Below are 12,235 nucleotides of genomic sequence, written 5' to 3' on the forward strand. Positions count from 1 at the left end.
CCCCACACCCCACACCCCACCCCTATAACTGATTTAGAAAAACCAACCGTAGGAATGAAGACCTTTACCTAAAAGATTCACTCCTAAATAACATACCCAAACCACAACAAAACCACTCGCTGCTAGAATAGCTGGTTTTCTTCCCTGCCATCCCCGGGTAATGCGGGCATGGAGATAAGCGGCAAACACTAACCAAGTGATTAGCGCCCAAGTTTCTTTCGGATCCCAACTCCAATAGGAACCCCAAGCTTCATTCGCCCAAACTGCTCCGGCGATGATACCGATAGTGAGAAGGGGAAAACCGAGACCAATGACCCGATAACTGATATTATCGAGGGTTTCCGCCAAGCTAAGACGTTGGGGCGAAAGAGTCGCCATCGCTGTTAGGGTGGGAGTTAAAAGGGCGGTTGTGCCACCGTTAGCCGTTTCCATGAAAACTGGCGCAGAAAGAGTGGTAGATAACTTATTTTGGAGACGATAGGCCCCCGTACCCACGGAACTGCCTTTTAACTCGATATTTTGACCTCTCGTGACGATCAGAAAAGCGATCGCCATCAGGGAACCCACCATCAAAGCAGCATAACTTAACATCATGACGCTAACGTGCATCATCAACCAATTCGATTTTAAAGCCGGAACCAAGGGCGCCGAAGTTTGCATTTCTCCGGGTAAGGACAAAGTGGCAAAAGCAGTAATCCCCATGGCTACAGGAGTCGTCACCACCCCCACCAGGCGACTGCGGCTAGTGTACTCAGCAATTAAATGAACCGCAGTTACACCCCAAGCGAGAAAGAATAAAGATTCGTAAAGATTGCTAATGGGGAAATAACCCGCTTCTAACCAACGCGCTCCCAATAAAGCGGCGATACAGAGGTTAGCGATGGCCACTCCCGTGCTGCCCAGGCCCGGCAACAAAGGTATGCTAGGAAAGGCTGCCCCGGCCCAATAAACCAGCATGGTTAAAAACAGGACTAAAAAAGAAGTGTTATCGAGAAAGTTCTCTAAGCTAACTAAATTCATGGGATTTCTCTCGTTTGTCGCTCGCTCGCTACCAAGTATTCCATCCTCTATCCTATCCCATCGGTAAGGCGATCGAGACAGGGAATTGTTAGTATAAACTTTGCATTTTCACTCTGACCCACCCTAAAAATTATGACTAATCAAGAAGATAATCAATTTTTCTGGTCGCGTTTGCCTCTGTTAGGCAAAATCCTGATCATTTGTTCTGGTGTTGCCGCTTTAGGCTATTTTCTTATCCCTCGTCCCTCAGAATTATCCAATATTCCCCTCGAACCCTACAGCGAATTTATCAATAAAGTGGAACGGGGCGACATCAGTAGGGTCAGAATTGGCAATCAAGTCATCTTTTATCAATTAAAAAATCCTTTAGAATCCCTGCCTATTCTGGGTAATCCCCCCCTTAATCCACCGGGATCAAGTAATCCCTTTCGCGGTGATTCTAGTTCTCTGGCGGGCAAACCTAGCAGTAATCTAGCCCCCGGACGAGTCTTGGCCACGATTCCAGTGTATAACCCCCAATTACCCCAACTATTACAGCAAAAAGGCGTAATCTTCGAGGCGATTCCTGTGGCCGAAAACAGTTGGATCAGCACTCTCCTCGCTTGGGTGGTTCCCCCCTTAATTTTAGTCGCCGCCATGCAGTTTCTGTTCTATCGCAACGATGACACGCGTAAATCGCTGCTTTTTAATAAAAATCTCGCTAAAGTTTACGGAGACGGCGAAAAATATCCGATTACCTTCAGTGATGTGGCCGGGGCCGAGGAAGCAAAAACCGAGTTAAAGGAAATTGTCGAATTTCTCAAGGATGCCGAGCGCTTTAATAAAATTGGGGCGCGTATTCCTAAGGGTGTTCTCTTAGTCGGACCGCCGGGGACAGGAAAAACCCTCTTAGCAAAAGCGGTCGCGGGAGAAGCGGGAGTAACTTTTTTTAGCATTTCGGCCTCGGAATTCGTGGAATTATTTGTCGGCACTGGGGCAGCCCGGGTGCGGGATCTATTTGCCCAAGCGAAGAAAAATGCCCCTAGCATCATTTTTATTGATGAATTGGACGCGATCGGTAAATCAAGAAGTTCGGGATCGGGAACTAGCGGCAGTAATGATGAGCGCGAGCAGACTTTAAACCAACTTTTGACAGAAATGGACGGTTTTAGTCCCAAAGAAGCCGTCGTCATCGTTTTAGCCGCCACCAATCGCCCAGAGACTCTTGATGCCGCTTTATTGCGTCCGGGGCGCTTTGATCGCCAAGTTTTGGTGGATCGTCCCGATTTAGCGGGACGATTGGCAATTTTGGAAATATACGCCCAACGAGTCCAGATGGGTGAAGATGTTAACCTCAAAGCGATCGCCACCCAAACCCCCGGTTTTGCCGGTGCCGATTTAGCCAACCTCGTCAATGAGGCTGCCCTCTTGGCTGCCCGTAATAATCGGGAAAAAGTCAGTCAAATCGACTTTAAAGAGGCGATAGAAAGAGTTATCGCTGGTTTAGAAAAGAAAAGTCGGGTTTTATCGGAAAAAGAAAAGAAAATCGTCGCTTATCACGAGGTCGGCCATGCTTTAGTTGGTGCTGTTATGCCTGGAGGTGGTCGCGTCGAGAAAATTTCCATCGTTCCCCGGGGTTTATCCGCTTTGGGTTATACCCTGAAAATTCCCACGGAAGACCGTTTTTTGATGACAGAAACCGAATTTAAAGAACAAATTACTATGTTATTGGGCGGTCGGGCAGCCGAAGAATTAATCTTTGGCAGTGTCACTAATGGTGCTTCCGATGATTTACAAAGGGCGACGGATATTGCTGAAAGAATGGTGACAATGTATGGTATGAGTAAATCCTTGGGTCCCCTAGCCTACGATAAAACAGGACAGGCTAATTTTTTAGGTAATAATCAGGGTAGTCCCAGGCGTTCGATCGGGGAAAATACGGCCAAAGCGATCGATGAAGAGGTTAAACAAATTATCGACGCTAGTTACCAAAAAGCCCTAGCAATTCTTAGTTACAACCGCAATTTATTAGAGTCGATTACTGCTAATCTTTTGACCACGGAAGTAATCGAAGGAGAAAAATTGCAAGAATTCTTAAATCAAGCGCAAATGGTCTGAGCAATCCTCAGAAATAGTGCAGAATATCTAACTTAAGGAGAAGACAGAATCAAAGCATTAGAAAATTGATATTTCCCTGCTTTGACGGTTAATTTGCCCTCTTTCCATCCTAAAGAAACGGGAGAGTTATCTCGACTTAAACTGTTATAAAGGGCGAAATTTTTTGACCAATCGTGCTTTTGACCGTTACGAATTAACATCGGCAGTAGATTGATTTGATTATAGGTCAATTGTAAACTCTGCCCTTGACTGCCTTTAAATAAAACCCTGCCTTGCTTAATTTGAGTTAAATTTACTTGACTTTTTTGCTTAAATATGCTCTTGAAATTCTCATAACTACCCTGGGTTGCCGCTTCCCCCACTTCCAGAGCAAAACCCGCATAATTGTTACCTGTGGGTAAAGCTTGGTAGGTATTATCATCGGGATAAGGGGAATTAGGAATCTCGATCATTTCAGGAGAAGAAAGATTTATTAATCTCAGGGCTAACCAAGTTTTTTCTAATTGAATAAACCAGATATTATCATCTTTTTCTACCTTGGCAGTTTTCGGTAATTGCCAGAAAAAAGCTTGGTCTGCTGGACGTAACCAGATTAAAAGATTACGATATTGTCCGATTTCATCCCCGGGATTTTTGCCCGGTTTTACGCCATTTTTGCCAGTGTTAGCCACAAAAAAATCCACTCCTTTGTGTTGATTAAAGGCCATGAATTTAAACGGAGCCACATCGCCATCGGGGAAAGTTCCCGCCAGACTACCCATTTGATAACTAGCCCCAATAAATTGAGTTTCCCAATAACCCGGACTCTGATTATTGCCCGGTTTCCAGTTTTCATATAGGGGTTTACTGGCGAGAATTTCTACCGGTTTATTAAAGTTTTTTCGGGCTAATTCCATCACTGCTAAAGGAGGACGATAATGACTGGTAATTAGATAAAGAGAGTCCAATTCCTGGCGATTATTGGCGACAGGAGTATCACCAAAGTATAACCAAAAAGTGCGACCTGCGTGTGATCGCATTACGCCATGGCCATCACCATAATCACGTTTTACAGGGCCACCCCAACCACCCCGATAATATTTAACACTAGCGGCCATGGATAACCAATCTAAGGCCATTTTTGCCCATTGTTTAACTTCCGTATCTTGAGAAAAATCGTAGAGATTGAGATAGGCAGCAAAGGTATGACCTTGATAAACTTCTGAATCCCATTCTCCCATCCCGATGTTATATAAAGCTGAAACGTAGCGCTTAATTTTACTTTTATAAAGTTGACGAGTTGCCTCATTTCCTGTTTCTTCGGCCATCAGATAAACCGATGTTTCGCGCATCGCTCGCAGGTTATCAGTATTGCGACTATCTACCCATAAACCCCGTCTTTTCATACTCCAATCATTACCCGTTCCTTGGCCGGTGCCGTGGATAGGATGGGGCCGTTGTAAAGGGTCGGTTTCTGTCCAAATTTTCGCCGCATTATACATTCTCTGACGATAAACTGGATCGAGATACTTTCCGAGAAGAAAATATTTTCTAATTTGTCCTTTTAGGGTAAAAGAAAAATAATAATCTATATAATCAGTGTGGAACTGTTCCCGTTTTTGTGGGTCATCCTGCTGCAGGAAATCTAGGGCTTTTTGCCTGTTTCCTGCCAAGAAATCAAACATGGCCATAGCATAGGATTTTTTCTCGTTTTCTCCCCACAAATTGCCATAACTTTCTGCCCTAGCAAAATGGTTAATAACTTGCTTTGCCCTTTGTTGAAATTCTGCCTCTAATTCTGGTGTCCAATCGTTAAGATATTGGGCTTCAACTTCGGCAACAGGGAAGGAAGCGATCAAGTTTTGAGAAACCGAATAGAGGGAGTTAAAGCCTACAGTAAATAGGGCAATGATTCCCGCTAAAATTAGATATTTAATTCTAGATCCAATCGTCATCTTCGGCAAATTCATCGATGTTTCCTTGATTTTCTGGGGACTGAGTTTGATTCTCTTTATCTAATTGTAAAGGAACTGGTTCAGGAGCGATAATTTCTGGTAATAATTCTTCGGGTTTTTGACCATCTACCTCCACCACAATTATTTCTGTGACGGGAAACCAAAGTATCCGGCCTTGATCATCACAAACCGTCACCGATCGCGATTTATCTGGAGTCTCGGTTGCGAAGAAATCTCCTAACATTTTGGTGGGTAAAATATTCTTACTTTCACCCCCACTAACTCCTAGGAATATATATTCGTTACCTGTGGTCAAATGTTGAACAATAATCGCCATAGTTAAAAGATTTTAGTCAATGAAATGTACTGATTGATAGTTGACTCTTGAATGATAGCTTTCAGCCCTAAGCTTTCCAATGATAACTGATAACTGCTTACTGCTTACTGCTTAACTTGACTGCCGTGACTGCGGGGATCGGTTTGACTAGCACCCACAAGGATATTAAAATCAGAAGTCTCTCCCGTAGTGGTGGCATAGGGTAGGGTAGAATTAGTTAAAAGTGCTTCTAAATTAGCAGTTAAAATTGATTTTGGTTGTTCTCCGATCGCTTGGGCAACCGGTTGTCCTTGGTTATTTAAAAATACAAAATGGGGAATCCCATCCACACGATAACGGAGAATTTCCGGCAACCATTTATTATTATCAACGTTGAGCATAACAAAATTAATGGCATTACCGTATTGTTTTTTAATTTCGGCAATTTCAGGGGCCATCGCCTGACAACTGGTACACCAATTAGCATAAAATTCTGTCAGGGTGGGTTTACCATTGCTGACGGCAAGATCGAAAGGTGTCGCTTTTTCCGCTTGCGCTTCCAAAGATACGGAACTAGCGGTGGTTTGAAAGCCGAAGAAAATCGCTACACTAAGGATAACTGCCGTTACTGCCAGCAGAAGATTTCTGGTTTTGTTGGTGGGTGTGGTGGCTGTCATGGATATTTAATCAAAGTTTACTTTGTCCTATTGTAACGACTGCTGCGCTCTTTTAGTATTGGTGTCGATTGAGTTACAATTAAGTTAGAGATGGGTAATAATTATGACAGAAGAAAGACTCGATCGAATAGAGGGACAGCTAAAAAGGCTAGGAGGGGACGTTCATACAATTGAGGGGCGATTAGAAACTTTAGAAAGTAACGTTCAAAACATTGAAAAAAAGCTAGGAGACGTGATCAACCAAATCCGTGAACTTAGTCTTAGCATCGATACCTACCAAAAAGCTGATCAACAGGTAGTTAATTTGGCTTTTGGTCTGATCGTTGCCGCCACTGCTACTATTGTAATTCCAGCCGTTTTCGGCAAATAAGCAAAAAAAGATTCTTTGATTGGAAAGGCTGCATGAAAAAACGCGTTACTCTCACTTTTCCCAAAAAAGCCGTCCATATGCCCGTTACCTATCGACTGGCAAAGGATTTTAACGTCGCCGCTAATATTATCCGCGCCCAAGTTGCCCCCAATCAAGTGGGAACATTAGTATTAGAATTATCGGGAGATATCGATGAGTTAGAAGCGGCGATCGAATGGTTACAATTACAAAATATTGGCGTTTCCCAAGTTAGTCGCGAAATCGTTATTGATGAAGAAAAATGCGTCGATTGTGGCTTATGTACGGGAGTTTGTCCCACGGAAGCTTTAACCCTTGATCCCGAAAGTTTTCGTCTTAAGTTTTTGCGTTCCCGTTGTGTGGTTTGTGAACAATGTATCCCCACTTGTCCCGTGGTGGCAATTTCCACAAACTTGTAAAATAGAAATTATTAAATTAATTTTTTTGCCCATTTAAATAATAGCCATCTCTGGAGATTTTAAGCCTTGATGTGTTGCCAAGGAGGTTAATCGCCACAAATATCCCGCTCGCTTTCTGCCTAAAGACCCTTTCTCCGATACCATAGTTAAAAAGAGAGCCTTGACTCTGGCCACATCTGTGGGGATTACATACCATTAATCATGGTTTTTTTTGCAAAAAATACAAAAAACTTGACATGACTTCTGCCGTTCCTCGCCTTTCCTATCCTGATAGTCCGATTGCTGATCTTCGCGGCCTCTATAACTTTATCCTCAACCCGCAACTGTTAGCCGCAGAAAAGGGAAATCGGTCGATCGTCAGTTTTTGTCAAAAAATTTCCCCCCTTGATCTCCTAGAAATTCTCTCTCGGATTGCTTCTAGCTATCCCACCCATTGTTATTGGGAAAATCCCGAACGAGAAACTGCTTTTCTCGGCTACGGCATCGCTTTTACTGCTACTTTCCACGGCAAACAACGTTTTTTAAAAGCTCAAAAATTTATTGAAAACTGTCAACAAAGAATTATTAAAATTGATAACTATAGCGAGATTACTCCCCGCATCTTTTGTAGTTTCACTTTTTTCGACTCGGCAACAGCTACCCCCTTTCCCTCAGCTACCCTAACCCTGCCTAAGTTTCAAATTATCAAAAAACAATCGGAATATTTTTTCCTGACTAATCTCTTAATCACCGGCGAAAAAGAAATAGAAAACTCCCTCGAAGAAACTATTAATAACCTCAAAATTATCCAAAATAACTCCAGCAATTGCCGACAAAATCCTCGCCAGGATTCCTGTAGTTATTATATTCATCCTACCTATAATTTTCAAGCGGCTGTTGCTGATGCCATCCAATCTATCCATGCTCAAAAATTTAGCAAAATTGTCCTCGCTCACGCTCTTGACGTGATTTCTCCTCGTCCTTTTCATCTAGTAAACTGTCTCGATAATTTGCGTCAGCGTCATCCCGATTGCTACACTTTTTCCCTCGGCAATGGACGGGGAGATCATTTTATCGGTGCTAGTCCCGAACGATTGTTAACTGTCCATCAGGGGCAATTAATCACCGATGCTTTAGCGGGATCCGCCCCCCGGGGAGAAAATGCGATCGAAGATGCTCTTTTTGCCAATAAACTCCTCGCTAGTGAAAAAGAACAACGGGAACATCGGGCTGTTAGTGACTTTATTAACCAAAAACTGCGACAAATTGGCTTAAATCCGCAAAATTCTCCCTCTAGATTGTTAAAACTCTCCAATATTCAACATCTCTGGACTCCTATCCATGCCAAACTAAAACCCTCTATCCATCCCCTCGAAATTGTTGCCCAACTACACCCCACTCCTGCTGTTGCTGGGGTTCCCACCGAGATCGCTTTAGCACAAATTCGTCATTATGAAACCTTCGATCGCTCTCTTTATGCCGCTCCTTTGGGTTGGATTGATTGTCAAAATAATAGTGAGTTTATTGTTGGTATTCGTTCGGCATTAATTAAAGGCGATCAAGCGCGATTATACGCCGGTGCGGGTATTGTTGCCGGCTCCGATCCAGAAAAAGAACTAGCAGAAATTCAGCTGAAATTTCAAGCTCTCTTAAAAGCTTTAACTTAAACTGTAGCTTTTTAGCGAACTAATAACTTAAATAAGTTTAATTTACCCTCAAAAGGCGGATATTTTAAAGCGGGATTGAACCAAAGAGGTGTTTTCATAATCGCTTTTTGGTGACTAAAATTCTCAAAGGAAAAACGACCATGATAGCTACCAATACCGCTATTTCCTCGACCACCAAAGGGTAAACTAGGATTAGTAAAATGAAAACTATTGTTGTTAATACAACCTCCCCCAAACTGGACTGATTCTAACCATTTCTTTTCGGTATTTGCCTTGGTAGTAAACAGATAAAAAGCTAGAGGGTTAGGGTTTTTAGCAATAATTGCTAAAGCTTCCTCAAAAGTGCTAAAGGCAATGATCGGTAAAATTGGACCGAATATTTCCCCTTGCATAATAGGAGCATCAAGGGAAACATTAGTTAATAAAGTTGGTTGAATATATAAATTTTCTCGATCAGTTTTGCCACCAAAAACAATCTCACCATCTTTGAGCAAGTCAATCAGGCGATCAAATTGTTTATCATTAATTATCTTACCATAATCAGCACTTAATCTGGCATCTTCACCAAAAAAATTAACAATAGTATTAGCTAATTCTCTGATCAAATTCTCCTGCTGGGATTGATGTACTAAAACATAATCAGCTGCGATACACATTTGACCACAATTAGAGAATTTTGTCACGGCAATGCGACGAGTTGCCACGGAAATATTAGCATCAGCTTCGATAACACAGGGACTTTTTCCCCCTAATTCTAGAGTAACAGGAATTAACTTTTCTGCCGCTAGTTGATAAATAATTTTTCCTACCCTTGTACTGCCAGTAAAAAATATATGATCAAAGGTGAAACTGTCTAACATATTCGGAATTACTTCCGCACCATCTCCGGGTACAATTAACACATATTCTTCAGGGAATATTTCTTGAATTATTTTAATTACTAATTTTTCCGTCGCTGAGGCAAATTCACTCGGTTTTAATACCGCACAGTTACCGGCAGCAATAGCACCAACTAAAGGCACTAATAACAATTGGAGGGGATAATTCCAAGCACCAATAATTAACACCACTCCCAAAGGTTCCCGAATAATTTGACTGGAGGAAGGAAAATTTAAGAGATTAGTTTTAACAGGTTTGGGTTGCATCCATGAGCGCAAATTTTTTAAAGCGTTATTAATTTCCCCCAAAAGGAAACCATTTTCAGTAATCCAACAATCTTCGGGACTTTTCTTTAAATCCCTATATAAAGCTTGATATATCTCTCCTTCATATTTAATAATTGCCTGTTTTAACTTCTCTAACTGCTGACGACGGAATTGATAGGAACGAGTGGCACCACTAACAAAATACTGACGCAATTTGGCTAATTTTTCTGAGTTTGACAGCATCGAAATAATTCCTAAGTTAATAATGAAATTCTATGGCATCCATTGGGGACGAATTCCCGCTAGAGGTAATTCAATTAAATCAGATTTACTTGCTTTCACTCCATCTTGTAGGGGAGGAATTAACATCCACAAACGACCACCGATAATTGTTTCTCCTGAGTCAGTAGTCAAGGGATTAGTCGGATTAGTATCATAACTGGTGCGAAGTTGATCAAAAATAATCGCTAAACTATCGGGAGATAAACTAATGTGAATATCACGATAATCGGCTAATTCCAGTAGGGGAGTCACTTGACCAGTCTTCACATCTATTTTAGCAAAATAGGGTTTTTCTTTGTACTCTTGACTGTTAGTAACTAACTCAGTTAACAAACAATATAAATCACTACCAGTGGCATTAAATTGACAATCTATAATCGAACCTTGTAGATTGAGTAAGCGTTTTTGTAATCCTTGATTATTGACATAAAAAAGCGATCGAATATAACGCATTTTGGCATTATCAGTATTAAAATTCACCATTGCTGCGGCCGTACCATCGGCAGAAAAATTCAAAATTCGCCCAAATTTTGGTAAAAAATCCAGGGGTTTTGTTTCAGTTTTTAAAGGCAAAAGTGCGATTCCTTCCCCCTGGGTGACAGCCAAAGTTTTACTATCAGGTGCGATCAAAAATTCTCCACCTTGAATGTTTAATTGTTTGGGTTTTTCCCCCGATTTAACTGCCCATAAATCGAAGTTAATCGGATTGCGGCGCTCAATTCTCTGCACGACAATAGTTTCCCCATCTTTAGATAAATCAAAATGATTATTTTGATAATCTTTATTGTCTAGCACTAACTCAATTTTTGGGGAAGATTGGCCAAAATCAACTTGGTAAAGCTGTAGTTCACGAATTCCCTGTATTCCCTGATTTTTCGCCACGGCCGAAAAGAGGATTTTTTTACCATCAGGGTAAAATTCAAAAGCCATAACGGTCAAATCTGCGGGAGTTAAGACGGTTTTCTTCTCCTCGGTCAAGTTATAAAAAATTAATCTTCCCTGTTCTTCCCCATTAGTGCCAATATAGGCAAAAGCTCGATCGCGACTTTTAAATTCTCTTTCAAAAATTGCCAGGGTTTGTCCTAATCGATTACCGCTGGGAAATTGTTCCCTCGCACCTTCAATTTGCAGATGATATTTTTCTCCGTAGGGAATGGGAGAAGTGAGGGTATAAGCTAATCGTCTTCCGGCCCAACTAAACTTCCCCGGCAGCGCAGGATCGATAACTAGATTTTTTTCTACACTAGCATGATCCATGGGGCGATCAAAAGTGATAATAAATGCTTGATCTTCCGCTCCAATTTCTCGATTTTCCCAGCTAAATTCCTTGACTCTTGGACCAGTTTGTAAAAGACATTGATTACCACAGCTATTACCCAACCAAATTAAGCCACCAATTACTAAGGTTAGGGATACAATTAATGTTATCGCTAATTTATCAATCGGTTGTAGTTGTAAGGTTTTCAGCATTATAGTAGATGGTTAGAAACAACTGATAACAGTTAACTGTTAATATCCGTAGGGATCCGCAGGAGTGGGTATAGGTTTCACGGATTTGGCCTTAATTACTAATTGTCTTCTGGTGGTTGATTTTCCTACCTCTACGGGTAAAGATTCCGTGGCCATTTCTCCGGTGATTTCTAACCAGGTATCATTGGGATATTGACTGCGACTTCCTGATAGTTTCACTGGTAAACCAACGGGATAAGCATCCACGGCACAACAGGTAAGAATAAAGCGACTAATTAATAAATAATTATCGGGTAGTTGTGGTAATTGTACCACAAAACCTGTGACTTTTACCGGTTGTCCTGTGTAGGCATCAGGTTCGGGGTAAGCATTCAAAGTTCTTACCCATTCAATTAAACTTTTTTCCTCAGGTTTAACGGTAGTACCAAAGGATTGAGTTTGCACGCGAGTTAGGGGTAAAGATTCACTAATTCCCCTCTGTAATGCGATTTGACTACTGAGGGGCTGCGGAGCGATAAATAGGCCTAAAAGGGCAGTTATTACTAATAAACCTGAGCCAAAATGTTGGGGAAGAATGGTAATATGCGATCGATTATCGTTACTATCTAAATTAATCTTTTTTTGCCACTGTTTTAATAATGTCCAAAGCTTGACTAATCCTAGGGCAAATAAAGCAATACTGGTGATGAGAACAAGAATAAAATAATTAGGATGGATCAGTAAATTTAATTGTCCAGTTATCCAGTATTTAAATAGTAATGAACCCCAACCGATTAGGGCAATAATATCGATAAATTGGGGGGCGATTATTTTTAGACGTGATGAATTCATGGGAAAAACT

The 12,235-nt window shown here is 41.5% G+C and carries 11 protein-coding genes; 4 read left to right on the top strand and 7 right to left on the bottom strand.

All coding sequences use genetic code 11. The annotated features are described in order from the left end of the window. Positions 1-33: 33 nt before the first annotated feature. Positions 34-1,020 (bottom strand): c-type cytochrome biogenesis protein CcsB, encoded by a 987-nt coding sequence (gene ccsB, locus PN470_RS04520; RefSeq protein WP_002739901.1) that lies wholly within the window; start codon positions 1,018-1,020, stop codon positions 34-36. A gap of 132 nt (positions 1,021-1,152) precedes the next feature. Here ccsB and ftsH point away from each other — a divergent pair, with 132 nt between their 5' ends. Further along, positions 1,153-3,117 carry an ATP-dependent zinc metalloprotease FtsH gene (gene ftsH / locus PN470_RS04525; protein ID WP_271938239.1) on the top strand — a complete coding sequence of 655 codons (1,965 nt, stop codon included), beginning with the start codon at positions 1,153-1,155 and terminating at the stop codon, positions 3,115-3,117. Between the two features lie 32 nt (positions 3,118-3,149). On the opposite strand, the gene PN470_RS04530 is transcribed toward ftsH, so the two are convergent. The 3 genes from PN470_RS04530 to PN470_RS04540 all read right to left on the bottom strand — a co-directional run bounded on the left by PN470_RS04530 (position 3,150) and on the right by PN470_RS04540 (position 6,044). After that, complete coding sequence (locus tag PN470_RS04530; protein ID WP_271938242.1) at positions 3,150-5,066, bottom strand: hypothetical protein; 1,917 nt, start codon at positions 5,064-5,066, stop codon at positions 3,150-3,152. Further along, positions 5,035-5,388, bottom strand: a complete 354-nt coding sequence (locus PN470_RS04535) for a hypothetical protein (RefSeq protein WP_002793156.1) — start codon at positions 5,386-5,388, stop codon at positions 5,035-5,037. The genes PN470_RS04530 and PN470_RS04535 overlap by 32 nt, the downstream gene beginning before the upstream one ends. Positions 5,389-5,492: 104 nt before the next feature. Next, positions 5,493-6,044: a thioredoxin family protein gene (locus PN470_RS04540; RefSeq protein WP_002750106.1), complete on the bottom strand. Its 552-nt coding sequence runs from the start codon at positions 6,042-6,044 to the stop codon at positions 5,493-5,495. A 103-nt stretch (positions 6,045-6,147) separates the two neighbouring features. Here PN470_RS04540 and PN470_RS04545 point away from each other — a divergent pair, with 103 nt between their 5' ends. The 3 genes from PN470_RS04545 to PN470_RS04555 all read left to right on the top strand — a co-directional run bounded on the left by PN470_RS04545 (position 6,148) and on the right by PN470_RS04555 (position 8,497). Further along, a complete protein-coding gene (locus PN470_RS04545; RefSeq protein WP_002740128.1) occupies positions 6,148-6,414 on the top strand; it encodes a hypothetical protein in 267 nt (88 codons plus the stop codon). Positions 6,415-6,446: 32 nt separating this feature from the next. Next, positions 6,447-6,851: an NIL domain-containing protein gene (locus PN470_RS04550; protein ID WP_002739790.1), complete on the top strand. Its 405-nt coding sequence runs from the start codon at positions 6,447-6,449 to the stop codon at positions 6,849-6,851. Between the two features lie 236 nt (positions 6,852-7,087). After that, positions 7,088-8,497 carry an isochorismate synthase gene (locus PN470_RS04555; protein ID WP_271938247.1) on the top strand — a complete coding sequence of 470 codons (1,410 nt, stop codon included), beginning with the start codon at positions 7,088-7,090 and terminating at the stop codon, positions 8,495-8,497. Between the two features lie 11 nt (positions 8,498-8,508). On the opposite strand, the gene PN470_RS04560 is transcribed toward PN470_RS04555, so the two are convergent. Genes PN470_RS04560 through PN470_RS04570 form a run of 3 tightly spaced genes read right to left on the bottom strand, consistent with a single transcriptional unit; the run spans position 8,509 to position 12,225 of the window. Next, positions 8,509-9,885 carry an aldehyde dehydrogenase gene (locus tag PN470_RS04560; RefSeq protein WP_271938250.1) on the bottom strand — a complete coding sequence of 459 codons (1,377 nt, stop codon included), beginning with the start codon at positions 9,883-9,885 and terminating at the stop codon, positions 8,509-8,511. A 30-nt stretch (positions 9,886-9,915) separates the two neighbouring features. Then, positions 9,916-11,394 (bottom strand): hypothetical protein, encoded by a 1,479-nt coding sequence (locus PN470_RS04565; RefSeq protein ID WP_271938252.1) that lies wholly within the window; start codon positions 11,392-11,394, stop codon positions 9,916-9,918. A gap of 39 nt (positions 11,395-11,433) precedes the next feature. Then, positions 11,434-12,225 (bottom strand): TIGR03943 family putative permease subunit, encoded by a 792-nt coding sequence (locus PN470_RS04570; protein WP_002750118.1) that lies wholly within the window; start codon positions 12,223-12,225, stop codon positions 11,434-11,436. Positions 12,226-12,235: the final 10 nt, after the last annotated feature.

The sequence above is a fragment of the Microcystis sp. CS-574 genome, from assembly GCF_028329095.1.
GTDB lineage: Bacteria > Cyanobacteriota > Cyanobacteriia > Cyanobacteriales > Microcystaceae > Microcystis > Microcystis ichthyoblabe_A.